27 protein-coding genes are annotated in these 26,214 nt (G+C 72.2%); 12 read left to right on the top strand and 15 right to left on the bottom strand.

Going from position 1 to position 26,214, the window contains the following annotated elements:
• Positions 1-165: 165 nt before the first annotated feature.
• Together AUC44_RS15785 and AUC44_RS15780 are read right to left on the bottom strand one after the other, a co-directional pair.
• Positions 166-786: a phosphoribosylanthranilate isomerase gene (locus AUC44_RS15785; RefSeq protein WP_062159912.1), complete on the bottom strand. Its 621-nt coding sequence runs from the start codon at positions 784-786 to the stop codon at positions 166-168.
• Positions 787-788: 2 nt separating this feature from the next.
• Entirely contained in the window at positions 789-1,034 is a 246-nt protein-coding gene (locus AUC44_RS15780) for a hypothetical protein (RefSeq protein WP_062159557.1), read from the bottom strand.
• Positions 1,035-1,258: 224 nt separating this feature from the next.
• Here AUC44_RS15780 and AUC44_RS15775 point away from each other — a divergent pair, with 224 nt between their 5' ends.
• Entirely contained in the window at positions 1,259-2,512 is a 1,254-nt protein-coding gene (locus tag AUC44_RS15775; protein WP_062159556.1) for an aminoglycoside phosphotransferase family protein, read from the top strand.
• On the opposite strand, the gene AUC44_RS15770 is transcribed toward AUC44_RS15775, so the two are convergent.
• The 5 genes from AUC44_RS15770 to AUC44_RS15750 form a co-directional block, all read right to left on the bottom strand.
• Entirely contained in the window at positions 2,499-4,370 is a 1,872-nt protein-coding gene (locus AUC44_RS15770) for a S1 family peptidase (RefSeq protein ID WP_062159555.1), read from the bottom strand. The genes AUC44_RS15775 and AUC44_RS15770 overlap by 14 nt on opposite strands.
• Positions 4,371-4,422: 52 nt before the next feature.
• The gene (cobT, locus tag AUC44_RS15765) at positions 4,423-5,490 is read right to left on the bottom strand and encodes a nicotinate-nucleotide--dimethylbenzimidazole phosphoribosyltransferase (protein WP_062159554.1); all 1,068 of its coding nucleotides are present in this window, start codon (positions 5,488-5,490) and stop codon (positions 4,423-4,425) included.
• 19 nt (positions 5,491-5,509) lie between these two features.
• On the bottom strand, positions 5,510-6,055 hold the full coding sequence (locus AUC44_RS15760) for a histidine phosphatase family protein (protein WP_231724483.1): 546 nt from the start codon (positions 6,053-6,055) through the stop codon (positions 5,510-5,512).
• Between the two features lie 185 nt (positions 6,056-6,240).
• Entirely contained in the window at positions 6,241-6,957 is a 717-nt protein-coding gene (locus AUC44_RS15755) for an adenosylcobinamide-GDP ribazoletransferase (protein ID WP_062159910.1), read from the bottom strand.
• 136 nt (positions 6,958-7,093) lie between these two features.
• Positions 7,094-7,756 carry a metal-dependent transcriptional regulator gene (locus tag AUC44_RS15750; protein ID WP_058974392.1) on the bottom strand — a complete coding sequence of 221 codons (663 nt, stop codon included), beginning with the start codon at positions 7,754-7,756 and terminating at the stop codon, positions 7,094-7,096.
• A 71-nt stretch (positions 7,757-7,827) separates the two neighbouring features.
• On the opposite strand from AUC44_RS15750, the gene AUC44_RS15745 reads away from it, so the two are divergent.
• From AUC44_RS15745 to AUC44_RS15720, 6 genes are read left to right on the top strand one after another with little or no spacing between them, the layout of a single operon-like run.
• Positions 7,828-8,376 (top strand): RNA polymerase sigma factor, encoded by a 549-nt coding sequence (locus AUC44_RS15745; protein WP_231724482.1) that lies wholly within the window; start codon positions 7,828-7,830, stop codon positions 8,374-8,376.
• A complete protein-coding gene (locus AUC44_RS15740) occupies positions 8,373-8,663 on the top strand; it encodes a hypothetical protein (protein ID WP_062159552.1) in 291 nt (96 codons plus the stop codon). Before AUC44_RS15745 ends, AUC44_RS15740 begins: the two co-directional genes overlap by 4 nt.
• Positions 8,660-9,427, top strand: a complete 768-nt coding sequence (locus AUC44_RS15735; RefSeq protein WP_231724481.1) for a sigma-E factor regulatory protein RseB domain-containing protein — start codon at positions 8,660-8,662, stop codon at positions 9,425-9,427. The genes AUC44_RS15740 and AUC44_RS15735 overlap by 4 nt, the downstream gene beginning before the upstream one ends.
• Before the next feature lie 45 nt (positions 9,428-9,472).
• The gene (locus AUC44_RS15730) at positions 9,473-10,738 is read left to right on the top strand and encodes a DUF1800 domain-containing protein (protein WP_062159551.1); all 1,266 of its coding nucleotides are present in this window, start codon (positions 9,473-9,475) and stop codon (positions 10,736-10,738) included.
• A 30-nt stretch (positions 10,739-10,768) separates the two neighbouring features.
• Positions 10,769-11,941, top strand: a complete 1,173-nt coding sequence (locus AUC44_RS15725) for a DUF1501 domain-containing protein (RefSeq protein WP_062159550.1) — start codon at positions 10,769-10,771, stop codon at positions 11,939-11,941.
• On the top strand, positions 11,938-12,450 hold the full coding sequence (locus tag AUC44_RS15720; protein ID WP_231724480.1) for a hypothetical protein: 513 nt from the start codon (positions 11,938-11,940) through the stop codon (positions 12,448-12,450). The genes AUC44_RS15725 and AUC44_RS15720 overlap by 4 nt, the downstream gene beginning before the upstream one ends.
• A gap of 140 nt (positions 12,451-12,590) precedes the next feature.
• On the opposite strand, the gene AUC44_RS15715 is transcribed toward AUC44_RS15720, so the two are convergent.
• From AUC44_RS15715 to AUC44_RS15700, 4 genes are all read right to left on the bottom strand, one after another.
• On the bottom strand, positions 12,591-14,378 hold the full coding sequence (locus AUC44_RS15715; protein ID WP_062159549.1) for a WD40 repeat domain-containing protein: 1,788 nt from the start codon (positions 14,376-14,378) through the stop codon (positions 12,591-12,593).
• A 71-nt stretch (positions 14,379-14,449) separates the two neighbouring features.
• Complete coding sequence (locus AUC44_RS15710) at positions 14,450-14,803, bottom strand: hypothetical protein (protein WP_062159548.1); 354 nt, start codon at positions 14,801-14,803, stop codon at positions 14,450-14,452.
• Positions 14,804-14,897: 94 nt separating this feature from the next.
• Entirely contained in the window at positions 14,898-15,167 is a 270-nt protein-coding gene (locus AUC44_RS15705) for a hypothetical protein (RefSeq protein ID WP_062159547.1), read from the bottom strand.
• Positions 15,168-15,350: 183 nt separating this feature from the next.
• Entirely contained in the window at positions 15,351-16,739 is a 1,389-nt protein-coding gene (locus tag AUC44_RS15700; RefSeq protein WP_062159546.1) for an RNB domain-containing ribonuclease, read from the bottom strand.
• A 249-nt stretch (positions 16,740-16,988) separates the two neighbouring features.
• Between AUC44_RS15700 and AUC44_RS15695 the strand changes: the two genes are divergently transcribed.
• The 3 genes from AUC44_RS15695 to AUC44_RS15685 are packed head-to-tail and all read left to right on the top strand — an operon-like array spanning position 16,989 to position 18,711.
• Entirely contained in the window at positions 16,989-17,864 is an 876-nt protein-coding gene (locus AUC44_RS15695) for a DUF4097 family beta strand repeat-containing protein (RefSeq protein ID WP_062159545.1), read from the top strand.
• Positions 17,861-18,052, top strand: a complete 192-nt coding sequence (locus AUC44_RS15690; RefSeq protein WP_062159544.1) for a hypothetical protein — start codon at positions 17,861-17,863, stop codon at positions 18,050-18,052. Before AUC44_RS15695 ends, AUC44_RS15690 begins: the two co-directional genes overlap by 4 nt.
• Entirely contained in the window at positions 18,049-18,711 is a 663-nt protein-coding gene (locus AUC44_RS15685; protein ID WP_062159543.1) for an SHOCT-like domain-containing protein, read from the top strand. Before AUC44_RS15690 ends, AUC44_RS15685 begins: the two co-directional genes overlap by 4 nt.
• Before the next feature lie 292 nt (positions 18,712-19,003).
• Here AUC44_RS15685 and ftsH read toward each other — a convergent pair whose 3' ends face one another.
• Both ftsH and AUC44_RS15675 read right to left on the bottom strand, forming a co-directional pair.
• Positions 19,004-20,869, bottom strand: coding sequence for an ATP-dependent zinc metalloprotease FtsH (gene ftsH, locus AUC44_RS15680; protein ID WP_062159542.1), 1,866 nt, complete (start codon positions 20,867-20,869; stop codon positions 19,004-19,006).
• A 120-nt stretch (positions 20,870-20,989) separates the two neighbouring features.
• Positions 20,990-21,469: an ATP-dependent metallopeptidase FtsH/Yme1/Tma family protein gene (locus tag AUC44_RS15675; RefSeq protein WP_157445411.1), complete on the bottom strand. Its 480-nt coding sequence runs from the start codon at positions 21,467-21,469 to the stop codon at positions 20,990-20,992.
• A 121-nt stretch (positions 21,470-21,590) separates the two neighbouring features.
• Here AUC44_RS15675 and AUC44_RS15670 point away from each other — a divergent pair, with 121 nt between their 5' ends.
• Entirely contained in the window at positions 21,591-23,015 is a 1,425-nt protein-coding gene (locus AUC44_RS15670) for a tetratricopeptide repeat protein (RefSeq protein WP_062159540.1), read from the top strand.
• Positions 23,016-23,161: 146 nt separating this feature from the next.
• Positions 23,162-24,334, top strand: a complete 1,173-nt coding sequence (locus AUC44_RS15665) for a YbfB/YjiJ family MFS transporter (RefSeq protein WP_231724479.1) — start codon at positions 23,162-23,164, stop codon at positions 24,332-24,334.
• A 19-nt stretch (positions 24,335-24,353) separates the two neighbouring features.
• Here the strand turns inward: AUC44_RS15665 and AUC44_RS15660 are convergent, their stop codons facing one another.
• Both AUC44_RS15660 and AUC44_RS15655 read right to left on the bottom strand, forming a co-directional pair.
• Complete coding sequence (locus AUC44_RS15660; protein WP_062159538.1) at positions 24,354-25,262, bottom strand: GNAT family N-acetyltransferase; 909 nt, start codon at positions 25,260-25,262, stop codon at positions 24,354-24,356.
• On the bottom strand, positions 25,256-26,146 hold the full coding sequence (locus AUC44_RS15655) for a GNAT family N-acetyltransferase (protein WP_062159537.1): 891 nt from the start codon (positions 26,144-26,146) through the stop codon (positions 25,256-25,258). The genes AUC44_RS15660 and AUC44_RS15655 overlap by 7 nt, the downstream gene beginning before the upstream one ends.
• Between the last annotated feature and the right edge of the window lie 68 nt (positions 26,147-26,214).

The raw sequence follows: 26,214 nt of genomic DNA, 5'->3' as shown, positions 1-26,214 counted from the left end.
GGGCTCAGGTTATCCACAGGTTTATCCACAGGCGCTGTGGACAGCCTGTGGATAAGGGAACGGGCGCGACCCGGCCGGGTCGGTTATTTGTTCGTGTGAAACACGCTTTTCAGGCCCGGTGTGGAACTCTTCCACAGTGGGCGGAGTTATCCACAGGTCGCCGTTTCACTGTGGATAACTCTGGGCCGCGCGGCGCGCTTCCTGAACGAAAGCCCGCACGGCCGCCGGGTCCTTCACGCCGGGCCCTGATTCCAGGCGGCTCACGGCGTCCACCCCGGCGGGGTTCAGGGCCGTCATGGCGGCCGCCACGTTCCCCGCGCCCAGACCTCCGGCCAGCCACGCCCCGTGCGGGAAGAGGGAGCGTAGCGCGTCCCAGTCGAGCGGAATCCCGCCGCCGGGTTCGGGCGCGTCCAGCATCAGCGTGACGCCCTGGTGCCCGTGCCACATGTCCGCTTCCGCCGCCAGATCGGCGGGGCGCACGACACGCAGAACGGGATAATACGCGGCGACCGCAGTTACGTAAAGACCTGACGCGGGCCCGTGCAGCTGCACGGCACTCACCCGCGCGGCCTCGGCGGTGCGCAGCACCTCGTCCAGGCCCTGGTTCAGAAAGACGCCCACGCGGGCCACGCTGGGCCCCACGCTCAGGCCCGCCTCGCGCGCCACCTGCGGGGTCACCAGCCGCTTGCTGACCGGCGCGAAGATGAAGCCCAGGGCGTCCGCGCCCGCCTCGGCACTCAGGACCGCGTCGCGCACGCTGGTCGTGCCGCACACCTTCACCTGCACGGTCACTGCGGCCCCCGCGCGGCTTCCAGTTCGCTCACGCGCGCCTCCAGCGCGCGCACCTGCCGGGTCAGGGCCAGCAGCAGCAGCGCGTAATGGTCGTAGATCTTGGGGCGTTCCATGCGCAGCTCGCCGCTCATCCAGCCGTCCAGCAGGCGCTCGGCCTCCGCGAGCACCTCGGCGTCCGGCACGTCCCGGTAGGAACGGCTGCCCATGATCTCCCGCGCGAAATTCAGTTCCCGGTCACTCACGAGCCGCATTCTCGGGCACCGGTGGCCGCCGGGGGGCGCGCCCGCTCACGATCCCGGGTACGGCGTCACGGGCCGCCTGACGGGGCGAAGGTATAAGTTCCCGCCTCGATGGGCCGCGCAGGCGCACCGTGGACGCGGCTCGTGGTGCGATACCGGCGCCGGGCCCGGGCCGCTGCGTCACCTGGCGGATGCCGGCGCGGGCCTGAGCATGCGAGGCTGCGCCCATGAGTGACCCCGTGCGGCGCGAGACGACCCTGCACCTCCTGCTCACGCGGCCCGGCGGCGCGGAGGTGGCCTGCCGGACCCTGACCGTGGATACGCCTGTGTACTACGGCGAGCACGTGCTGGAGGCGGCCCGGGCGGCGGGCGTGGACGGCTGGCTGGGGCGGCGGCTGGCCTTCGCCCGGCGCGGCGTGGGTGAGGACGGCGTGACCCGCACCACCTGTGCGTGGCAGCTGTTCACCCCGGAGCTGCCGGACACGGCGCCCGTCCCGGACGAGCTGCGCGAACTGGCGGACGCCGCGCGGGCCCCCACCCGCACGCCGTGGTTCGGGCCGCACTGGCACGCGGCGGCGCTGGCGTGGCTGGACGAGGAACTCGCCGCGCAGGGCCGCCCGCGCCTGGGCGAGCCGGTCGTGCTGAAACACTGGCAGATCAGCCTGCTGTGGCGCGTTCCCACGTCCGGCGGGGACGTGTACTTCAAGGCCGTCCCGGAGTTCTTCGGGCGGGAGGTGATCGTCACCGCCCGGCTGGCCGCCGAGGTGCCCGGCGCGGCCCCGCCCGTCCTGGCGGGCGACGAGCGGCGCGGTTTCCTGCTGCTGGACGGCTGCGGCGAGGCCGGGGGCGACCCCGCTGCGGTCCTGCGGCAGCTGGCGCAGGTGCAGCGCGCGGCCCGGCCCCTGCTGCCAGAGCTGAATCTGCGCGACCGTGGCCCGGCGTACCTGCTGGCCCAGCTGGACGCCCTGTTCAGTGACGCGAGCCTGCACGCGGACGAGCGCGGCCCGCACGCGGACGCCCTGACCCCCGACGAGGCCGCCGCGCTGCGCGCCCGCCGCCCCGCGCTGGAAGCTGCGCTGGAACGGCTGCGCGTCGGCCCGATCCCCCTCACCCTCGGGCATGGGGACCTGCACGGGGGGAACGTCACCACGCGCGGGCAACAGGTGACGCTGCTCGACTGGTCGGACGCCAGCCTCACCCACCCGTTCCTGGACGCGAATCCCGCCTACCTCTGCCCGGACGGCACTGAGCCGGCCGTGCTGGACGCTGCGCGCGACGCGTACCTGCGCGAGTGGACGGACCTTGCCCCGCTGGACGACCTGCGCGCCCTGCACGCCGACGCCACGCTGGCCGGGGAGGTGTACCGCGCCCTGGGCTACTTCGACGGGATCCAGGGCGCGGTCGAGGACCGGCGCGAGTGGGCGGGCGCGCACCTGTGGCACCTGCGCCGACTGCTGCCTGAACCGGTCAGCGGGGCGTGACGGTGCAGCGGCCCAGCCCGGTGCCCTTGTCCTTGCTGTCGCGGTGACTGGTCGCGTCGCCCTGCACCGCAGCGCCGCTCAACCCACTCTTCCCGGTGCTGCAGATCAGGAAGGTCTGGTCGGCGCGCTGCACGATCAGCAGCAGCCCGTCCGCATCGGCGTCCATCAGCACGCTGCCCTTCTCGCTGCCGCGCGTGGCGGTGCCGTCAAAGCCGCTCTCCTCGTCCGGTTCGGTCAGGTTGACCGTGAAGGTCCCCACGCCCGGGAAGACCACGTCCCAGCGCTGCCCGACCTTCAGGGTCAGGGGCCACTTCAGGGCCGCTCCGGGACTGGCGCTGCCCGCCCCGCCACTGCCCAGCGCGCAGGTCCCGGCCGCCACCCCGGCATCCTTGCTGTTCTGGTAGGCCCGGGCACTCCCGCGCAGCGTCCGGTCCACCGTGCAGGTCAGGAAGGTCTTGTCCGCCCGGCCCACGATCATCAGCAGCGAGTCGCCGTCCAGCGTGAACAGCGCGTCGCCTGTCTTTCCACTCTGGGCAGCCGTGCCGGGATAGTCGCCGTCGCTGTCCCTGGCGCCCAGCGTCACGCTGTACGCCCCACCCTGGGAGAACGTGACGGTCCAGGTCTGCCCGGCGGCCAGTGCCGGCAGGCCCAGACCGGCGGAGGCCGCCGGCGTCCTGGCCACGGGGCCGCTGCTCGTCCCGGCCGCCCGGGCCCTGAGGCTGACCACGCAGTCCCCGGTGCGCGTGCCCTTCGAGTCCAGGCCCGTGAAGCTGTACAGGTTGCCCGTCCAGTCGGCGCTGCCGGCCTTCACGCCGCCGGGTTCCACCACGCAGCTGCTGTACGCCTTGCCGTCGGGCGTCCACTCCACCCAGACCTCGTTGTTGTCCTCGTCGTAATAGAAAAAGGCGGTCTGGTCCCGGCTGCCGCTGCGGGCGCGGCCTTTCAGACCGCCGTCGTCGGTGACTTCCGTGAAGTCGGTCGTCCAGGTGCCTGCCGCCACGCCGCCCGTGACGCGCACCGTGCCGGTCACGCCTGCCCGCCCGGTCGCCAGCGCCGGGGGCCACGCGCCGCCGCCCGATCCGGCGCTGACGTTCGTGCTCGGCGTGACGGCCGCGCCGCCCCCCTTGCGCACCACGAACCCGGTGACGTTCGGCGTGATCAGCCCCCACGCCAGCGCCAGCGGCCGCATGAACGACGTGCGCGAGTTGTGATCCCCCGCCACGCCCGCCGAGTGCACCCCGACGAGCACGCCACTGTCGTCGAACACCCCGCCGCCCGAGTTGCCCGGGCCGGTCTGCGCGTCGTGCTTGACCCACTGCCGCCCGCTGCTGCTCAGGTCCTCCCCGGTGAAGCCGCCCACCGACCCGCGCGAGAACGACAGCGTCATCCCACCCGTCCCCTGGAAGCCGAACACGAACACGTCATCGCCGATGCTCAGCGCGTTCGAATCCCCGACCTCCACGAACGGCAGGTTCAGCGTCCCGACCGGTTTCTCGTTGCGGTCTTCCACGATCTGCACGATGGCCAGGTCGAGGTTCGGGTCGGCGGCGACCACCTTGCCCCAGTACGTGAATTCCGGTTCCCGGTCGGCGAACTGCACGACGCGCACCTGAATCCACGGCGAGAGCTGCCGGGTGTCCGGGTCCCCGACCACGTGGTAGTTCGTGAGGATGTACCCCTGCGGACTGATGACGCTGCCCGACCCGCGCGAGCCGTCCAGGTCGCCGTTCGCGTCGGTGGGCAGCAGCATCACGGTCGCCTGGATGATCCGCTCCCGCGCGGCCTTCGGCAGGGCCTGAGCCCCGGCCGCCGAGGCCAGCAGGAGCGCCGCGCACGCCCACGTCTTCAAGGTCTTCATGAACCATTGAACCGCAGGTCAGGTGCGGCTGCCTAGCCCCCGCCGGCGGCCCTCAGGCGCCCGGCACCCCGGCCTCGGCGAAGGTGCGCATCTCGCGCAGGGTGGCGGCCGCGCCCAGCAGGATCGGCGCGGCCAGCACGCCGCCCGTGCCCTCGCCCAGGCGCAGGTTCAGGTGGAACATGGGCTTCAGGCCCAGGTGCGCCAGTTGCGCCGCGTGCCCGATCTCGGCGCACTCCCCGGCGGGAAACAGGAAGTCGCGCAGGTGCGGCGCCAGCGCGGCCCCCACCAGCGCCGCGCTGCCCTCCACGAACCCGTCGAGAATCACCCCCCGGTGGCTGGCCGCCGCCTGGAGCATCACGCCCAGCATCGCCGCGATCTCGAAGCCGCCGAACTCGGCGAGCACCTCCAGCGGGTCGGTGGCGGGCGTGCGCTCCAGCGCCGTGCGGATCACGGCGACCTTGTGCGCCAGCCGCGCGTCGTCCACGCCCGTGCCGCGCCCCGTCACCCGTGCCGCGTCCAGGCCCAGCAGCCGCGCCGTGATGGCCGCCGCCGGGGTGGTGTTCCCGATGCCCATCTCACCGGGAATCAGGACATCCGCGCCGTCCTCGATCGCCCGGCGGGCCAGCGCCGCGCCTGAGAGGATCAGCGCCTGCGCCTCGTCCACGCTCATGGCCGCCTGCACGCTCAGGTCATGCGTGCCCCGCCGCAGGGCCGCCCGGACCAGCGCCGGATGCTCGGGCAGCTCCGCGTTCACCCCGGCGTCCATCACGTACACCCGCGCGCCCACCGCCCGCGCCAGCGCGTTCACCGCCGCGCCGCCCGGCCCCGCCGGGGTGTCCGCCAGGAAGTTCGCGACCATCGCCGGGGTCACCTCGGGCGGGTACGCACTCACGCCCACGCGCGCTACCCCATGATCGCCCGCCGCCACGATCACCGCCACGCCGCGCGGGTCGGGCCGCTCGCTGCCCAGCACGCCCGCCAGCCGCACCGACAGGTCCTCCAGATCCCCCAGCGCCCCGGCGGGTTTCGTCAGCTGCGCCTGCCGCGCCCGCGCCCGGTCCATCGCGGCGGCGTCGGCAGGCTGGATGGCGGTCAGGAGGGCCGTCAGGTCAGGAAGCATCAGCGGGCATTCTGCCCGTTCAGGCGGGCGGCCGCAGCGCGGTCAGCCACCAGTGTCCGGCTTCGCGGCGCAGGGTGGCGACCGTACCGGGCGGCGCGGCGACCGCCGCGAGGTTCACGGTCAGGCGCAGCGCGGCCAGCAGCGGCCCGGCGTGCGTGAAGGCCACGACCTCGCCCGCCGGGAGGGTATCCAGCCACCCCTGCACGCGGGCGTGAAAGCCCTGCCCGGTGTCGCCGCCGGGGGGACCGTGGGGACTGGCGGGGTCGGCCAGCGCCTCGATCCAGGCGTGGGGCGCGTCGCCGTGCGCGGCTTCCAGTTCGGCCCAGGTGTGCCCGGCCATCACGCCAAAACTTGCCTCGGCCAGCGCCGGGTGGGGGAGGGCACCGGGGAATCCGGCCAGTCGCGCGGTCTGCCGGGCGCGGCCCAGCGGGGACGTGAACGCCCGCGCGCTCCGGGGCAGGTCGAGGCGGCGGGCCAGCGCCGCCCCGGCGTCTGTCAGGGGCGCGTCCTCGTGCGGGCGCGGGTAGCGGCGCTGCGCGTTCGGGAGGGTGGGAGCGTGACGCACCAGATGCAGCGTCAGGCCCTCTGCTTCTGTTACGGGATTCAAGTGATTCCTCTTCATTCAGAGTCGCCCGGTGGCCCCCTCACCCTTCCGTCGCTTCGCTCCTCCCTCCCTCTCCCACACGGGAAGAGGGAACAACGGAACGCGATCACGTTGGAAGCAAGTCACCTTCATTCCGTATGACATGCTCAGCGGCCCCAGGCGAACGCGCCCAGCGCGAGCAGTTCCGCCGTCACGACGATCATCCCGTACGTGTCGCCGTTCAGGCCGCCGCCCAGCCGCCGCGCCGCGAACGCCGCGACGAGCAGCGCGCCCACCAGGGCCGCCAGCCACGCCGTCCACGCGCCGGGGATCAGCAGGGTCGGCGCGGCGATCAGCAGCGCGGCCCACACGCGGCCCTCGCGTGAGCGGGCGCCCAGGCTCTCGGCGCGCGCCGCCGGGTAGGTGTTCATGGGAATCAGCAGCAGCGTCCGCGCGGCCACCGCCGCCACCAGCGGCGCCAGCGGTGGAATCGGGGCCGAGAGCAGGCTCCAGAGCAGCAGCAGGGACAGGCCACCGGTCGCCAGTCCGAACGCGCCCACATGCACGTCGCGCAGGATCACCAGCCGCTCGGCGGGGGTCTTCATGGCGAACAGGGCGTCGGCGCTGTCCACCAGCCCGTCGAAGTGCAGCATCCCGGTGAGCAGCAGCCACGCGCCCACGCCCAGCGCGGCCGTCACCCCGCCCGGCAGCGGCACGTCCAGCCACAGGAACAGCGCCACGGCGCCGCCCACCGCGTACCCGGCGAGCGGGTAGTACGCACTCGCCCGCGCGAAGTCCCCGTCCCGCACCTCCTTGATATGCGGCAGGGGCAGGGTCGTCAGGAACGTCAGCGCCAGATGCGCCGCGCGCAGCTGATCGCGCATCAGGCCCACTCCGATGGAACGGTTTGTCCAAACCGTCTCATCCGAGCGGAGGCGAGGGGGAGGAAAGCGGATGCCGGGCGTGGAGTCGACCACCCGGCGCTGTCCCGGGTGGTCGACGGAACAGACGGCATCCGCATCAGGTCGTCTGCACGTGGATCTGCGCGGCGACACCCAGCGAGAGGGTCAGGGTGTGGTCGGTCGCCCAGACGGTCAGGGTGCCCAGCGCGGCGTCCACGGCGTCCAGCCGCAGCGGCGCGCCCGGCGTGAGCCCGGCGGCCATCATGGCCCGCAGCTGATCGGCGTCGCCGTCCGGGACGCGCGCCACGGTCGCGGTGTCGCCGGGGGCCAGCTGCGACAGGCGGCGCTGCGGCTGGTGCGGCAGTTCGCCGTCCAGGGTGGGGATCGGGTCGCCGTGCGGGTCGTGCGTGGGGTCGCCCAGCCACGCCGCGATGCGGGCCTCCAGCCGCTCGCTCAGGGCGTGCTCCAGGCGCTCGGCCTCCTCGTGCACCTCGTCCAGCGGGACGCCCAGCGCGCGGTGCAGGAACAGTTCCAGCAGCCGGTGGTGCCGCAGGACCTCCAGCGCCACCCGCTCGCCCTCGGCGGTCAGCTGCGCGCCCTGGTACGGCGCGTGCGACACGAGGCCCTGCTCGGTCAGCTTGCGGAGCATGCCGGTCACGCTGGCGGGCGCGACCTCCAGTGCCGCCGCGAGGGCCTGCGTGTTCACCTTGCCCGCCTGCCCCAGCGTGTACAGGTGCTTCAGGTAATCCTCCGCCGAGCGGGACAGGGAACGGCCGGTCATGCCGCCCAGTGTAGCGGCACCGCAGATGGGAACTTTTTCGCGGCGGGGCTCCTCTAAGGTATGAGGTGCCCTTGAATGATCCGCACGACACCCTGTCCGACCTGCACCTCGCGCGACTGGCCGCGCGGGACGAGCGGGCCTTCGAGACGCTCGTGAGAACGCACGCGCCCCAAGTGCACCGCCTCGCCGCCAGCCTCGTGGGGCCGGGCGCGGCGGACGACATCGTGCAGGAGGTGTTCATCGCCGCGCACAGGGCCCTGAAAGGCTTCCGGGGCGAGGCGAGCCTGAGCACTTGGCTGCACCGCATCACCCTGAACGCCTGCCACAGGGCGCTGGGCGCGCGGCAGGCGGTGCCGCTGGAGGACACCCCGGAACCCCACGCGCCGCACGACCCGGCCCGCGCGGGCGAGCGGGCGCAGGTCCGCGAGCGGCTGGCCCGCGCGCTGGCGCAGCTGCCGCCCGACCAGCGCGAGGCGGTCGCCCTGCGCGAACTGTCGGGCCTGGACTACGCCGAGATCGCCGCGCTCACCGGCGCGGAACTCGGCACCGTGAAGAGCCGCATTAACCGGGGCCGCGCGGCCCTGCGCGCCCTGCTCACCCGCGCCGGAGTGACCCCATGACCCACCACGACCCGAGTGAATACACCGATGAACATGACGACCTCGACACCCTGCTGGCGCAGGCTCGCCAGCTGACCCCCGCCGACCTGGGCGCCGCCGACCGTTTCCTGACCCGCCGCCGCGCCGCCCGCACCCGCCACCGCGCGGGGTGGCTGACCGGCGCGCTGGCCTCGGCGGCCCTGGTGGCGGGCCTGACCGTGCTGCGCCCCGCCGCGCAGTTGCCCGGCCCGCTGCCCAGCAGCGCCGCGTACGACGCCTACCAGAGCGCCTGGGGAGCCGACTGGTGAGGCGCCCCCTGACCCTGCTGCTGCTGACGCTGGGCACCGCGCACGCGGGCGACCTGGAGGACGTGCAGGCCGCGCTGAAGCAGGCCCGTGCCCAGGTGGCACGCGGGCAGGCCGAGGTGACCGTGCTGTTCCCGCCGCGCGCCACCCCCACCCGCGCCGCCGCGCAGCTGCCCGCCCTGACGGTGCGGCCCGCGCTGCTGGCGAAGAACTTCAGCGTGACCCGCACCGGCACCGAGCGGGTCGCCGGGCGCGACGCGGCGCGCTTCACCCTGACCCCCAAGGTCGGGGACGCCGCGCGCTGGACACTGTGGGTGGACCTGACATGGAACCTCCCGCTGGCCTTCGAGGAACGCGGCGCGGACGGCACGCTGGCCCGCCGCGCCGCCCTGACCCGCGTGCAGCCTGCCCCGGCCCGCGTGACCCGCCCGGCCCCGCCCGCCGCGCCCGCGGGCCTGCGCGCCGCGCTCACCCGCGCCCTGCCGGGCCTGGGGCTCCCGCCCGGGTTCACGCCCGTGGCGGTGCAACCGCGCGGGCAGGGGCTGGAGGTGGCCCTGACCGACGGCCTGAACGGCCTGACGCTGGTCGTCGCGCCGCAGGACGTGAAGGCCGCGCCGGGCGTCGCCTCGCGCCGCGTGGGGAAGGTGTTCGTGTGGCTGGTCGGGAACCTCCCGCAGCCCACGCTCCAGGCGGCCCTGGCCCGTGTGCGCAGCGCGACCCCTGACCCCCTGGGAACTTTTTCGGCGCCGGCCGACTCCAATCCATAACGCCCCCCCTATCCGGTCCCTGACCGCCGCCGCAAGGAGTTCCGCATGCCCCTGACCCCCCTGTCCCGCCCCCTGACCGCCGAGGACGCCGCGCACTTCCTGCGCCGCACCGCCTTCGGCGCGACCGACGAGCAGATCCGCGCCCTGGTCGGCCAGAAAGCCCAGGACGTGGCCCGCGCGGCCCTGGCCTTCGATCAGAGCGTCGCGCCCGGCAACCCCTTCGATCCCATGCAGGGCGCGACGCCCGGCGCGGCCCTGCAACTCGGGCGCGGCGCGTGGCTGTACGAACTCGCCTACGGGCCGCACCCGCTGCGCGAGAAACTGGCCCTGACCTGGAGCAACCACTTCGTGATCGCCACTGACAAGGTGCGCAACGTGCCCGCCGTGGTGGATTACCTGAACCTGCTGCGCCGCCACGCCGCCACGCGGTCCTTCGAGCGCTTCACGCTGGAGGTCGCGCAGTCCCCGGCCATGCTGCGCTACCTCGACAACGATCAGAACCGCAAGGGTAAACCGAACGAGAACTTCAGCCGGGAACTGCTGGAACTGTTCACCACCGGCATCGGCCACTACACGGAAAACGACGTGCGCGAGGGCGCGCGCGCCCTGACCGGCTGGTCCTACCAGGGCGGGCGCGGCAACAAGCAGTACCTCGAGCAGCCGCGCTTCGTGAACCAGCCGCAGCAGCACGACGACGGGAAGAAGACGTACCTGGGCCAGAGCGGCGCCCTGAAGGGTGAGGACATCGTCCGGATCGCCACCTCGCAGCCCGCCACGGCCACCTTCGTGAGCCGCAAACTGCACCGCGCGTTCCTGGCCGACACCCCCGACGACGCGGCCGTCCAGGGCAGCGCCGACACCTGGACCCGCACGAAGGGCGACGTGATGGCCGTCCTGACCGAACTGCTCGCCAGCGAGGCCTTCTACGCCAGCCGCTCGCGCATCATCCGCTCGCCCATCGAGTTTCTGGTGGGCGGCATCCGCACGCTGGGCCAGCCGAAGATCGACGCGCGCTCTCTGCTGAACCTCGCCGGAACCGCCGGGCGCATGGGGCAGGTGCTGCTGGAACCCGACACCGTCAAGGGCTGGGACGGCGGGCGCGAGTGGATCAACGACACCACCCTGCTGCTGCGCATGCAGGTCGCCGCCGCGCTGACCATGGGTTCCAAGGCCCCCAACCTCGATACCCCGCCCAGCCTGCTGGCCCTGACCGGCCAGGAACGCCCGGCGGGCGCGGTGCTCCTGAGTAGCCTCAAGGGCCGCCAGCGCACGTACCTGAGCCTGATCAGCCCCGAATTCCAGCTCGCCTGACCCGCCCTGACCCCCCCGGAGGAGTGCCCCGTGACCAACCGACGTGATTTCCTGAAACTGTCCGCCCTGGCGGTCGCCGCCACGAGCGGCATGCCCGGCTTCCTGGCCCGCGCCGCCACCCAGGCCGGCGGCACGAAGACCCTGGTGGTCGTGCAGCTGACCGGCGGGAACGACGGCCTGAACACCCTGATTCCCTATAGCAACGGCGCGTACTACGCCGCGCGGCCCAACATCGCCATCCCGAAGAAGGACGTGCTGACCGTCACGCCGGACCTGGGCATGCACCCCGCCCTGAGACCTCTGATGAAACTCTGGGATGACGGGCACCTCGCCTGGATGGAGAACGTTGGGTACCCCAACCCGAACCGCAGCCACTTCGCCAGCATGGCGATCTGGCACACCGCCGACCCCACGCAGGCCGAGGCGGACGGCTGGATCGGGCGGATCGCGGAGAAGATCGGCGACCCGTTCTGCGCGAGCAACCTGGGGGCCGCCACGCCGCAGGCCCTCCAGGCCAGCGAGTTCAGCCTGCCCAGCATCGACTCGGTGGACAACTTCCAGCTCAAACTGCCCGGGGGCATGAACACGCCGTTCGAGTCCCTGCTGAACTCCCCGCGCAGCGGCGAGGCCGCGTACCTGACCCGCGCCACCCGCCAGATGCTGAAGAACACGGCCCGCGTGCAGGAGAACGTCAAGAAGTACAAGGCGGGCGCCACCTACCCCGACACGAAGTTCGCCTCGCAGCTGCGCGACGCCGCGCGCCTGATCGCCGCCGGGGTGGGGCAGCGCGTGATCTACGTGTCGCTGGGCGGCTTCGACACGCACGCCGGGCAGCGCGCCGAGCAGGACGGCCTGCTGGGCACCCTGGCCGGAGGCCTGAGCGCCTTCCAGGCTGACCTGGAACGTCAGGGCCTCGCCAGGGACGTGATCGTGATGGGCTTCTCCGAGTTCGGGCGGCGCGTCGCGGAGAACGGCAGCGCCGGCACCGACCACGGCAAGGGCAGCGTGATGTTCGCGTTCGGGCAGGGCGTCAAGGGCGGCGTGCACGGCAGCAGCCCCGACCTCGAAGACCTGTCCGAAGGGGACATCAAGTACAGGCAGGACTTCCGGGGCGTGTACGCCGAGGCGCTGACCCGCTGGCTGAACCTGGACGCGCGCGGCATCCTGGGCGGCACCTTCACCGGACCGCGCTGGATCGCGTGAACGCCCGCGTGCATAAGGCCCAGGTGCGCAGGGCCAGCGTGAAGGGCGTCGGGCTGACGCTGGCGGGGCTGGTGCTGCTCTCGCCCCTGCTGAGCACCGCCGGGGCGCTGCCCCGTTACCGCCTCCAGGCCGCGCCGCAGCTGCACCTGACCGAAGGGAATGAGCTGTGGGAGCTGGACCGCCGCGTCATGCCCTGCACGTATTGCCACGTGAACGCGGACGGCGGCGCCCCCTGGAACCCGTTCGGGCAGGCTATCCAGGCGACTTTCGCCAGCGAGGCCAAAGAGGGGCGTCACCTGAGCTTCCCGCAGGCGCTGTACACCCTACTGCAGGCTGACACCGACGCGGACGGCGACAGCTACCCGGACGCGCTGGAGGTCTACGCGAAGACCCTTCCCGGCGACCCGGCCAGCCGCCCCACGCAGTCCCTGGACGAGCTGCGTGCGGCGTTCACGGCGGCCGGAGGCGCCGAGCAGTTCGCTCCGCCGAAGAAGAAGGCGGGAAAATAAAAAACCCGCCTCTCAGGCGGTGATGTCCAGAACTATAGCGCGGTATGCAGGGCCGGTCAAGGTATGCGCCCGGAAGCTGAAGCGAGAGGCGCCCCCAGTCGAGTGAGGGCGCCTCTGCTCATGCGTGGCGGTGACGGGCGTCAGCGTTTGACGTCGTACACGCTGACGCTGCCCGGCTGGCCCTGCTGCCCGGCACCCACCATCAGCTGCGCGCCGCTGGCCGACCACGTGAGCAGGCTGGTGCGCAGACTGAACTGCCCGGCGCGGGCCAGGACGCTGCCGCTGGCGGTGTCGAGCACCTGCAGGGCGTTCTGCGCGTCGCCGGTGAGCAGGGCCAGCAGCTTGCCGTCCGGGCTGAAGCGCAGCGTGCGCACCGCCGTGGCGAACTTCAGCGTCTTGAACGGCGTGGCGGCGCCGGGTTTGAACAGCGCCACGAAGGACGTGTCGTCCAGGGAGTACGCGACGGCCAGCGTGCCGCCCCGGCTCTGCTGGAATTCCTCGGCCGAGGCGTCGGCGGGCAGGTTCACGGCCGCCTGCACTTTGCCGGTCGCCACGTCCACCCGCAGCGGGTTGCCCTCGTGCGGAATGACGAGCACGGCTTTCCCGTCGGGGGTGGGCAGCGCGTCGTGAATGTCCTTGACCTTCAGCTGCGCGGGCGTGAACTGCTTCACGACCTTGGCGGTCTGACCGTCGAGCAGCGCCAGGCCCTCGTAGCCGCTGACGGCGGCGTAGCGCCCGTCGGGCGAGGTGTGCAGGGTCTCGTACTCGACCTTGCTGCCCAGCGCGGCGACCTTCACGATCTTCCCGGCGCGGTACACGTTCACGGTGCCGCTCGCGTTCAGCGTCCAGACCTGCTCGCCCTGCGCTTCCGTGGCGTACAGGCGCTCGCGGTTGCCGACGTTCAGCGCCTTGCCGGTCTTCAGGTTGATGAAGTCGCCCAGGCCCGCGTGCGGCACGCCGCCGATGAACGCGCCGCTCCAGGCGTTCGCGCTGGGCAGCGTGACGCGCGGGCGGGCCGGGGCGTCCAGCGCGCTCAGGTTCAGGCGGCCCACGCTGCCGCCCAGGCTGAGGACCTGACCGTCCGGGCCGCCCACCAGCGTATCGAGGCTGTCGAGTTCCAGGGCGTCCCCGACCGGCTCGCCGGTCTGCGCGTCGAACAGCTGGCCCTCACCGTACTCGGCGTACAGGAACTGCGCGGGGTTCAGGAACACCACGCTGCCGTCCAGGCTGAAGTCCTCGCCGCCCTCGACCTCGGTGGCCGTGTCCTGCCCGGCGCGCAGGATCAGCGCGGCGCTGCCGGTGCGGATGACGGCGGCCTGCCCGTCCGGGCTGAAGGTCGCCTCCAGGCCGTCCCAGTCGTCACTGATCTCGCCGCTGGTCACGACCTTGCCGTCCGGGAGGCTGACCAGATCCACGCGGCTGTCGTAGATGACGGCGGCGCGCGTGCCGTCCGGGCTGACCCGGACGCCGTACGCCTCGCCGTCGCCGAGCAGCTCGGTCCGCACGCCGCTGCCCAGGTCCAGGCGGTCCAGCGTTCCGTCCTCCAAGAGCAGCAGCGCGCCGTCCGCCGCGAAGCCCAGCGTGGTGTCCGGCCCGGCCTTGCCGCTGCGGACCTCCTGGCCGGTCTGCGCGTCCCACACGACCCAGCGGTCGCGGCTCAGGGCGGCCACGCGGGCGCCGTCCGGGCTGGCGCTCAGGGCGCGCACGCTGCCCTGCAGGCTGTACCAGCCGCGCACGGTCTTCAGGTTCTGGTCGAGCAGCAGCACGGCGTTGTCGGCGTCCACGGCCACCTGCCCGCCCGGCAGGAACGCCGCGAGGTGCGAGTCCGCGCCCGGCACGGTGTACACGGTGGGTTTCGAGAGGGTCAGGGCGGACGCCGCGCCGCTCAGGGCCAGCGCGGCGCTCAGGATCAGGGCCGGGGTTCTCATGTGACCCACTGTAGAGAAATTCCCGGAGGCCCGCGACCGAATGCCGGCGCGGGCCTCCGGGGCGGGTGCGGTCAGCGGCCGTCGCTGAAGGTCACGGTCAGTGGCAGGCGCTGCCCGGCCATGTTGGCGGTGGCGCCGCTGATGTGCAGCCCGCTCGACTGGGCGGTCGTGTCCGAGAGTTTCAGGCGCAGCAGGCGCACGCGGCTGCCCTCGCGCACCAGGACGCTGGTGATCAGGTCCCCGGCCTGGATGCAGCGGGCGTTCATGGGGCAGCGGCTGTCCTGCGTGCGCAGCAGCGTGATGGTCGCGTCCCCCAGTTTGCCGGTCTGGCCGACCTTCAGGTCAAGGGTGGCGGCGTGGGCGCTCCCGAGCAGGGCCAGGGGCAGAAAGGCGCGGCGCAGCAGGGTCAGGGGCAGGGTGGTCATGTGCCGAGTGTGCCGCGCGAAGCTGAGGGGGAACTGACCGCCGCGCCCCGTGAAGCTTGAGGGGGGGGCGCGGCGGTCAGTTCAGAGGGGTGGCTCAGCCGAGCAGGGGGGCGTCGCCGCTGCCCGCCAGGGCGCGGAAGCTGGCGGCCTTGGCATTCAGGCCCATCTGGTCGTAGCACCCGGCGAGTTTCAGTGCGAAGAATTCCACGGCGCGGCAGTCCTCGCGGCGCTCGGCGGCCTCCAGGCAGGTGCGGTAGTGCAGCACGGCGAGGTGGTACTGCGCTTCACGCGCGGCGTGCTCGGCCCGGCAGTGGCTCATGCGGAGGGACACGATGTCGCTGGGGAGGATGCTCGCGGCGGACATGACTGGCAGTGTAGTCATGCGCGGGGGTGGATGAATGAAAGATGAATCAGGATTCGGACAGAAGATTGTGCGTCTATCACGCTGTTTTTCGTTATTTGCTAACTTTGCCTGCGTGATTTTATGCAGGGTGCGGGCGTTTGCCGCTCGCCCACCCGGCCTGCCGCGCCCCGGCGCGAGTCCGCGTCAGTCCGTGACCACCCGCGCGCGCAGGGTCAGGTTCGGCAGGTTCACGTCGCCCAGCCGCACGCGCAGCGCCGTGCCGGGCGCGGCGGGCGTGCTCAGTGGCAGGTCGAAGGCCAGATCCGGGATCAGCAGGGTCGCCTGCGGCCCCCGGCGGTCCACCACGACCGCCTCCCACTCGCGCTCCGGCTGCGCGGCGATGAAGCGCAGGGTGTGATGCTTACGGCTCAGGCGCTCGGCCTGCCGGGTGGCGTCGGCGTTCATCTGCGCCTGCGCCACGCGCGCCGCGACCTCCTTGCCGCTCAGCCCGTCCTGTCCGGCCAGATGCGCGCGCAGCTGCTGGTGCACGACCAGATCCAGGTAGCGGCGCATCGGGCTGGTCGCCTGGGTGTACAGGTCCAGGCCCATGCCCGCGTGCGGCCCCGGCGCGGGCTGGAAGCGGGTGCGGGCCAGCGTGCGCCGCCGCGCCCACTGCGCGGGCAGGGTGTCGCCGCGCACCTCGCGGTGGGGCGGATCCTGCGTGGCGAACGGCAGGGCGATCGCGTGGTCGTCCGCGTAGATCGCGGCGGCCCACCCGGCCAGCGTCATGCACTCCTGCACCACCACCCGCATTTCCGGCTTGGGTAGCGGCGTGACGGTCGCGCCCGCCTCGTCCGCCTTCACGCGGACCTCGGGCAGGTCAATACTCAGGGCGCCCTCCTGCACGCGCAGCTCGCGGCTCGCGGCGGCCAGGCGCGCCAGCGTCGCGAACGGCTCCTCGCCCGCGTCCAGCCGTTCCTGCGCCTGGGTGTACGTCAGGCGCTGCACGCGCACGGTGGTCAGCTGCACGTCCACGGCCTCGGCGTTGCCGTCCTCGTCCAGGTCCAGGCTGATGCTCAGCGCCGGGCTGGTGTCGTGCAGGCCCAGGCCCGCCTGCTCGACCAGCGCGTCGGGCAGCATGCCGATGGTGCGGTCGGGCAGGTACAGGGTCGCGCCGCGCGCGCGGGCCTCCAGATCCAGCGGGCTGTCGGCGGGCGCCAGCGCCGCCACGTCGGCCACGTGCACCCACAGGCGCGTCAGGCCGCCGGGCAGCGCCTCGATGCCCACGGCGTCGTCCGGGTCGCGGTTGCCCTCGTCGTCGATGGCGAAGGTCTCCAGGTGCGTCAGGTCCAGCCGCCCTTCCGGTGCGAAGGCCGGCACGTCCAGCGCCACGGGCGTCAGGGCGGCCCCCAGGCGGTCGGCGTAGGGCGTGCGGGCGTCGGTCCACAGGCCGGCGCGCAGCAGCAGCGCGTGCGCGGCCTCGGGCGTCTCGGGCTGGTTCAGGTCGCGCATGGTGCGGCTCTTGTCCTGTTTGCCACGGGCGAGCAGTTCCAGCTCGGTGCGCTGCGCGGGCGTGAGGTCGGGCAGGGTCATGCCTCAGAGGATAGGGCGAGGGTGGCCCGGGGGCCGACATGGAAAGCCGGACTTGCTATTCGTCAATCCGGCTGCCCGAGGCGACGGTGTGTCGGTTGCACGCCTGGGAGGGGCTGTGGGCGGAAAGGCTGTGCGGGTGGGACTCCCTCGGCATCCGATGCTGGCAGGGGAAAGGCCGACTTCATCATCTGTAAAACTAGACTTGACAGATTAGGAGATTGGTGTTTCTATGGTGCTCAGGAGGGCAGCATGAATGACCAGCACCCCGCAAGCGAGTTCCACGCCCACGTTCAGCGTCTGGTGGCCGAAGGCAAACTCACCCCCGAGGAAGCCCAGGGCCTCCTGGACGACACCCAGGACCCCCCCGCTACCCAGACCCAGCCGACCAGCACCCTGGCGCCGGGTGACCACCCCGCCGACGCCACCCGCGACCTGCACCTGCTCGTCCGGGGTTACACCCTCACCGTCCTGACCGACGCGGCCCTGAGCACCCCGCACCTCGCCGCGAACGAGGACGGCCGCCTCAGCCTCGAGCAGACCCCACAGGGCTGGCGCGTTGCCCGCATTCCCGGCCAGCCGCACACCGGCAGCAGCCTCAAGGCGATCCTCACGCTGCCCTTCACGCCCGGCCACACACGCGCCGAGATCAGCGGCGGCAACCTCACGCTGCCCGACCTCGCCGGGGGCCTGCGCGCCGAGGTGAACGGCGGGAACGTCCGGATGGGCCGCGCCCACAGCCTCCACGCCGACGTGAACGGCGGCAACCTGACCGGCGCCCAGATGAGCGGTCCCAGTACCGTCACCGTCAACGGCGGCAACCTCACCCTGACCGGCGCCGCCACCCTGAACGCCAGCGTGAACGGCGGCAACCTCACCTGGGCCGGCACGCTCAGCAGCGGCGACCACCGCGTCGAGGTGAACGCCGGGAACGTGAAACTGCACCTCCAGCCCGGCAGCAGCGTCCACATCGACGCCCGCGTCACCCTCGGTTCTTTCAGGGCCGACTTCCCCACCGGCAAGAGCGGCGGCTTCCTGAACACCCACCACACCGGCCAGCTCGGCGGCGGCGACGCCCGCCTGCACTGCCAGATCACCGCCGGGAACCTGAAGGTCGTGAGCGCATGACCATCCTGCACCCCACCCCCTACCTGCCCAGCCTGCGTGAACTCCGCGCCAGCCTGCGCGCCCACCTGACGCGCCTCCTGACTCCCGACGCCGCCCGGGCCCACGCCCGCACGGAGCTGCGCCGCACCCTGGACGCCGAGGCGCACCGCGCCCGCCTGCAGCGCGCCCTGTCCGGAGCCCGGCCATGAAAGAGAAGATCCGCCGCATCCTCGACCTGATCCGCGCCGGGAAACTCACCCTGGACGACGCCGCGCCGCTTCTGGCCGCCCTGAGCCCCAAACTCGCCCTGACCGAGGGGGACCGCGAATTCGTCTCCGCGCTGCTGGGCCGCCCCGAACTCGACGCGGGTCAGGTCGCCGAGCACATCATGCTGCTGCGCGGCGTCCGGGACGCCGGATTCGGCTTCGCCCCACCCCCGCCCCCGCCCCCACAGCCGCCCCGCCGCCCCCAGGTCGTCATCGGCGGCCAGCGCCCCCGCGGCCTCGACGGCCTCGTGGACCGCATCACCGGAGGAATTGACAGCATGGTCGAGAACATCACCGGTCAGGTCGAACGCGAACTGCACGGCCCGCACCCCGACATGCACCACCCCCACATGCCCCCCGGCCCCCGCATCCTGCGGATCAAGGTGGAAAGCCAGCACGGCGACGAGTACAACGCGAACATCCCCGTCAGCCTCGCCCCGCACCTCGACCGCCTGATCCCCCCCCACGGACGCTCGGCCCTGGAGAGCGCCGGATTCACCCTGGACGCCCTGCGCCTGCTGATCGAGGCCAGCCCCTACCCGGGCCCGCTGATCGACGCGCAGGACCAGCACGGCAACGAAGTCCACATCAGCCTCCAGTGACCGCAGCCGAAGCCACGCCGCCCCCGACGACCACCGGGGGCGGCGCCCTGCTGCCGGGACAGGGCGGGGGAGAGGCCCGACGGCGTTCAGGTGCTGGCGCGAGCTTGCCGGTTCCCTGGTGTCCCCCTCGCCTTCCCGCTCACTCTGTCGCATCGGAAGAGGGCGTGAGCGTCCCGCGTACTGCACGTCAACAGGTTCAGGTCGTCGGGTGACCGCTGCCGCAAGCTCTGTCCAGGCCATGAAAAACCGCCCCCGATGATCTGGGGGCGGTTCGTGGCGTGCGGCTGTAGGTTCAGGCGGTCGTCTGCGGCATGGGCTGGGCCTGTCCGCCCACGCGGCTGACCGCTTCGCGCACGACGTCCCCGGTGATGAGTTCCTGCGTCAGCAGGGCGTCCGCGACCTCGTGCATGGCCTGCTGGTACTCGGTGACGAGTTCACGGGCGCGCTCGAACGCGCGGGTCAGGATGCGCTTGACGTCCTCGTCGACCAGCTGGCTGGTGTGCTCGCTGAACGCCTTGGGCTTGGCCATGTCCTCGCCCAGGAACACGGGGCCCGAATCGGTGGTGAGGGCCATGTTCTTGAAGTTGTCGCCCATGCCCCACTCGAGGACCATCTTGCGGGCGATGTTCGTGGCCTTGCGGAAGTCGTCCGCGGCGCCCGACGTCACGCTGCCCATGAAGACTTCCTCGGCGGCGCGGCCACCCAGCGCGACGATCAGCTGGTTCTCCAGGCGTTCCTTGCTCATCAGCACCTGCTCTTCGGGCAGGTAGAACGCGGCGCCCAGCGCGCGGCCGCGCGGGATGATGCTGACCTTCTGGAGCTTGTCGCTGCCGGGGATGACGGCGGCGGTGACGGCGTGCCCGGCCTCGTGGTAGGCGATGGCCTTCTTCTCCTGCTCGCTGATCGTCAGGCTGCCGTTCTCCAGGCCCAGGGTGATCTTGTCCAGGGCGCGGTAGAAGTCGCTCATGTCGATCTGGGTCTTGCCCACGCGGGCCGCTTCCAGGGCCGCCTCGTTCGTGACGTTCTTCAGGTCGGCGCCGCTGAAGTAAGGCGTGCTCTTGGCGATCTCGGGCACGTCCACGCCGGTCGCCATCGGCTTGTTGCGCAGGTGCACCTTCAGGATCGCCTCGCGCTCCTTGAGGTTCGGCAGGTCAATGGTCACCTGACGGTCGAAGCGGCCGGGGCGCAGCAGGGCCGGGTCGAGCACGTCGGGGCGGTTGGTGGCACCCAGCACGATGACACTGCTGCTCTTGTCGAAGCCGTCCATTTCCGACAGGATCTGGTTGAGGGTCTGCTCGCGCTCGTCGTGACCGCCGCCGATCCCCGCGCCACGCTTGCGGCCGATGGAATCGATCTCGTCGATGAACATGATGGCGGGCGCGCTCTTGCGGGCGTCCTCGAACAGCGTGCGGACGCGGCTGGCGCCGACACCCACGAACATCTCCATGAACTCCGAGGCGCTCACGCTGAAGAACGGCACGTCCGCCTCGCCGGCAATCGCGCGGGCCAGCAGGGTCTTACCGGTGCCGGGAGGGCCCACGAGGAGCACGCCCTTGGGAATCTCCGCGCCGATCTGGTGGTACTTGCCGGGGTTCTTCAGGAAGTCCACGACCTCCACGAGTTCCCGCTTGGCTTCCTCGTGCCCGGCCACGTCGGTGAACTTGGTGGGCACGCGGTTTTCCTTGCCGTACTTCTTGGCCTTGCTCTGCCCGAACTGCATGACGCCGTTCTGGCCGCCCTGGGCGCGCATGAAGAAGAAGTACATCATGGCGAACAGCAGGATGATGGGCAGGAAGTTCAGCAGGATGCCGAGCCACTGGCTGGGCTGCTCGAAGCGCAGGTCGACGTTCTGCTGCTGCATCAGCGGGATCAGGTTGCCGTCGGGCGTGGCGACGCTGCCGGGCAGGCGCACGGTGAAGTCCTTGATGTCCCGCTTCTGTGGGCCGCCGGCGGTGTTCACCTCGACGGAGGTGGGCTGCTTGAGAGTCACGTTCGCGTTGCTCTCGCGGACGATGACGCGCTCGACCTGCCCGCCTTCCAGCAGGGTTTTGAATTGGGTGTAGTTCACGCTGGAACGCCCGCTCAGTGGAGCCTGCGAGAACATCAGGAACAGGGCCAGGACGAACAGGACGATCAGCCAGGGATTGAGCCGTTTCAAGAACAGGTCCTCCGGAGGGAGAGAAGATGGTGAATGGGGCGAGGTGGGGGGCAAGCCCCCGCTGAAGTTGAGTCTACCAGACTCAAGGTGTATGAAATTGTCCCACCTCACACCTGTGCTTTAGGGATTGGCAACCTTTACCCGCCGCATGGCCCACCACCCCAGCCACACGAGGACACCCAGCAGGGCCGCCACCCAGCTCAGCAGCAGGATGACCGGCAGGACGTTCAACAGGATGCCCGGCCACTGGTGAGGGGCCTCGAAGCGCAGGTCCACGCGCTGCTGCTGAATGAGGGCCCTCAGGTGGGTGTCCGACGTGATCACCTCACCCGGCACGCGCACCCGCAGCTCCCGCGCGTCACGCGTCGCCGGGCCGCCCGGCGTCAGGACCGGCTGCTCCAGGGTCACGGTCGCCGTCTCACCCCGCACCACCACCCGCGCCACCTGCCCAGCCTCCAGCAGAGACCGGAACTCCGGGTACGGCACGGCCTGCGCCCGCGCGCCCGACCACCACGACAGGCCCCACACGCCCAGCGCCGCCAGCAGCGCCAGCGCCAGCACGCCGCCCGCCACGGTCCCCCACGCTCCACGTTGTCTCATCCCCCCATGACACTGCGGATGGCCCCGGCACGCAAGCGACAAAAGGTGCAGGTCCGCCCGCCAGGGCCAAAGGTGCAGCCACTGCGCCCCGGTGGGCGCGCGTGCCGTATCCTGACGGGGAATGATTGACGTGGCCACCACCTGGCAGCAAGTGTGCGAGGCGCTCGCCGGCGGCGACTACGAGCAGGCCTTCGGCGTGCTGGACGCCGCCATGCGCGAAGCCCACCGCCCCGAACGCGCCCGCCTGACCCTCCTGCTCGGCAGCCTGCACGCCCTGTACGGCGACGCCGCCACCACCGACCTGGGCGCGGCGCTGCGCGAGGCCCGCACCATCGACCCCAGCCTGCGCGAGGACCCGCTGTACCAGGCGCTCATGGCGGAACTCGACGCCCGCACGCGCGGGCCCGACGCCAGCCCGCCCCCCACGGCCGCCCGCGAGGCCGCCGACCCGCTGGCCCGTTTCCACGCGCTGTGCGCCCTGGTCCTGATGGACGAGGGGCAGGCGGCGCTGGACATCCACCTCCCGGCGTCCGAGCTGCCCGAGCACCTGCGCTGGCGGCTGCGGTCCTGGGAGGCCGAGGCGAACGAGGGGCTGGGCCAGACCGCCGACGCCGCCAACCTGTACGGCGAGGCCGCGCACCTCGCCCGGGGGCTCAACCGCGCCGTGATGCTCCAGGAGCAGGCGGCGCTGCAACTCCAGCTCGGGCAGGCGGAGGCCGCGAAGCACACGCTGGATCAGGCGCGGCCCCTGTACCCCACGCGGCCCAGCACGCACGACGCGGAGGACGCCGGGCTGAACCTCGCCACGTGGCACTACCTGCGGGCGCAGGCGCTGCTGAACCTGGGCCAGCCGGACGCCGCGCACGACATGATCCGCGAGGCCGCCCGCCTGGAAGCGCAGCACGGCGACCCCAGCTACGGCGTTGCCCTCGTGCGCGGACAGGTGCTGACCCACCTGGGCCGCCAGCAGGACGCCCTGGACGCCTTCGAGGACGCCCTGAAACTCGCCACGGACGCCGACCGGCCCTACGCGAACCACGAGCTGGGCGTGGCCCTGCTGGACCTGGACCGCCCGGTGGACGCCCGCGAGAAACTGGAAGCTGTGCTGGCCGACCCGGAGTACCCGTACCAGCCGGAGGTCCTGGCCGACATCGCCGAGTGCGACTACCGCCTGGGCCGCCTGCAGGAGGCGCAGCTGGAAGCCGAGCAGGCCCTCGCGCAGGGCGCCGTGATCCCCGCCAGCCTCGTGCTGGGCAGCGTGGCGCTGGACTACTTCCAGCTGGACGAGGCGCTGGAGCACTACGACCGCGTGATCCGCGAGGCCGCGCCCGAGAGCCGCGACTGGGTCACCGCGCACCAGATGGCCGCCGACGTCATGGCCCAGCAGGGCTTCCCCGACCCGGCCGCCGCGTACGCGCACGCGCAGCAGGCGCTGGCCCACACGCCCGACAACGACGACTGGCACGTGACCCTGCTGGAGCACCTGCGCAAGGCCGAGGCGCTCCTGTCCCAGCAGGGCGGCACCGGCGGCCGCATGCTGAACTGAACACTGCGGTGGCCGCGCCAGAGGCCACCCGAACGGACTGATCAAGCTGTGAAACAGAGCGAGATGCAGCAGAGGCACGCGGCGGGAGATGGAACGGGGGTCCGGTGTGGTGCCGGACGCCCAGGGAATCGGACGCCGTGTGCCCTGTGACCCGCGCCGAGCCCAGCCTGCGGGGGGCGCTTGCGGACATGCTGCGGCTGTCGCTGGGGGGCGCGGTCGCGCTGGGCTTCGCGCGCTTCGCGTACGCGCTGCTGCTGCCCACCATGCGTGAGGACCTGGGCTGGAGTTTCACGCTGTCCGGCGCGATGAACGCCGCGAACGCCCTGGGGTACCTGCTGGGCGCACTGATCGCCGCGCCGCTGATCCGCCGCGCCGGGTTGGGGCGCGTGTTCGCGGGCGCGATGTTCCTGACGGCATTGACCCTGCTGGCCTGTGCCGCGACCGGCCTGAGCGCGCCGCTGCTGAGCCTGCGCTTCCTCTCCGGAGTGGGGGGCGCGCTGGTGTTCGTCAGTGGCGGCGGGCTGGCGGCGCTCGCCACGCGCGCGCACCCGGAGCGCAGCCCACTGCTGCTGGGCGTGTTCTACGGCGGGGCCGGAATCGGGATGCTGCTGTCCGCCGCGCTGCTCCCGCCGCTGCTGGCACACGGGTGGCGCGGCGCGTGGCTGGCGCTGGGCCTCGCCGCGCTGGCGTGCATCCCGCTGAGCGCCCCTGCACTGCGCCGCCTGCCCACCCACGCGGCCAGTGCCCCCGCCCGCAGCCCTGCCGTGTCGCTGCGGCCGCTGGCGTGGACGCTCGCCGCGTACACCTGCTTCGGCATCGGGTACATCGCGTACATGACGTTCATCGTGGCGTTCCTGAAGGGCGCGGGCGCGCAGGCGTGGATCACGCCGTTCTGGGCGCTGCTGGGCCTCAGCGTCGTCCTGCACCCCTTCGTGTGGGCGCCCGTCACCGCCCGCCTGCGCGGCGCGCGCGCCATGACCGCGCAGCTGCTCACTCTGGCCGCCGGGGCCGCCCTGCCCCTGCTGGGGACCAGTCCCCCCGCGCTGCTGCTGTCCGGCGCGCTGTTCGGCGGGAGTTTCCTGGCGGTCGTGGCGTTCACCACCCTGATCACCCGCCGCACTCTGCCCGAGCACGCCTGGGCGCGCGGCATCGCGGCGTTCACGGTGCTGTTCGCTGCCGGGCAGGCCGCCGGGCCGCTCCTGACCGGCCTGCTCGCCGACCGCGCGGGCGGCCTGCGCCTGGGCCTGGGCGTCAGCGCGGGCGTACTGCTGCTGGGCGCGGCCCTCGCGTTGGGGCAGGGGAGGGGGCGGGCGACCTGAACCGCAAGCGCGGGGGTCCTTACAGTTCCTTCTCCCAGGTGATCCACATGCGTTCCACACGGTAGCCCAGGCGGGTGTTCACGCGCAGCATGGGGAGGTTCAGGACGGTGCCGCCCGTCCCGGCGTGCGTGTGGCCCGCTCCCTGCGCCCAGGTCAGCGCGTGGGCTTTCAGGGCGGTCATCACGCCGCGCGCGCGGTGATCCGGGTGGGTGACGGTGCCTACGCTGTCTACCTCGGGCCCGCGTGGGGTGAGGCGGGTCAGGGCCACGATCTGCCCGCGCCAGCGCGTGACGAACGCCGCCTCCTCCCGCCGGATCACGTCGCGCAGGCCATCACGTGTGAGGGGATCGGGGGTGGTCGTGGGGTTGCGTAGCTGGTCGCGCAGGCCGGTCCGGTGCAGGTCGGAGAGGGCGTCCCAGTCGGCATCCGGCGCGTCCGGACCGAGGCGTTCGGGTTCGTACCCGGCCAGAAACAGCCGTTCCTGCAGGGGCTCGAAGGGGGCGGGGTCGAAGGTGGTCAGGTCGAGGTGCGCGCCCCACGACTGCCACGCGTTGCGGAAGCCCGCAGCATGGAAGAAGGTCATCACTTCGGTGAAGTCCTCGCGGGTGACGCCCAGCACGCGCCGGAACCCGCCCGGCGCCTCGGCCAGCTGCGCCAGCAGCAGCGGCGTGAACGACGCCCCGTCCCCGGCGACGTCCAGCCGCAGCGCGTCCGGCACGCCCTCGCCGAACGGCGCGAGGCGCGCGGTGGCGACCACCACGCCGCCCTGCTCGGCGACGAGGCGCGTGGGGCGGGTGCCGGGCTGCGCCTCCCGGAAGTGCTCAGGGGTGTACGTCCAGTGGCCGCGCCCGCCCTCGGTCACGAGGTGGGCGACCGCTGAAGCGTCGGCGGCACGGAACGGGCGGAGGGTGGGTACGGGGCTCAGCATGGCGTCTCCCAGGCGATCCAGTCGGGTTCGATGTTCGCGCCGACCTGTCGCAGGACGCGCAGATACGCCACGTCACGGGCACTGCCAGCGGCGTTCAGGAAGGTGAAGCTCTGTTCCCGAAGTGCACGGGCGGTCAGGGACAGCAGTGTGCGGCCCACCCCTTGGCGGCGGTGCTCATGGGTGACCGTCAGGAGGGCGTTCCAGGCGTTCAGTCGAGAGCGTTCTGGCAGGGAGAGGCCGACAAGGGCCTCGCCGCGCCATGCGAGGTACGCGGCGTCCCAGAGGCCGTCCTCGCCCGTCAGGGTGGGTGACGCTTCAGGGATGGTCGGCGCCGCTGTGACCTTATGGTCGCGGGTGCGGGCGTACAGATCGTGCAGTCTGGGATCGTCGGCATGTGGCTGGGCGGGCGTGAAATGGTAGCCCCGCGCCTCCAGCTCCTGGCGGAGGTCGGGTGTGGGGTCCGTCCAGCCCCGCAGGTGCAATCCGCCGCCGAAGGTGCGGTGAACCTCTCGCAGGCCCAGGGTGGGCAGATCGGGGGCGGTACTCAGATAGTCCTCGCGGACGCTCAGCCACAGGTGGGTGCGGCCCTGGGCGCGTGCGGCGTCGCGGGCGGCGTGCATCAGCGTGGGGGCGGTGTCGTCGGCACGGTGGTCGGGGTGCAGGTGAAGACCGATCCACAGGTGGGTGGGTTGGAACTCCGGTGCCCACAGCGTGAGCAGACCGCGCGGCTGGCCGGGCTCGCCGACAACAAGCGTGCGGGTGGGGTGGCGGTCCCAGGTGGTGCACAGCCGGGCAGACGTGGTGTGGAAGTGGGGTTCCTGGGTGCTGTTGAGAAGCAGGGCGGCCGCGTAGGCGTCTGCTGGTTCAGGCGAGCGGAGGAGCATGCGTTTACTGTGCGCTGCCCTGTAGGCGCGGCGCGAATCGGGCAGGTACGCCATCTGGCCTAGCTGCG

This window comes from Deinococcus actinosclerus (assembly GCF_001507665.1).
In the GTDB taxonomy this organism is placed as follows: Bacteria; Deinococcota; Deinococci; order Deinococcales; family Deinococcaceae; genus Deinococcus; species Deinococcus actinosclerus.
The sequence above is the reverse complement of the archived record's forward strand: the minus strand, read 5'-3'. Positions and strand labels throughout refer to the sequence as shown.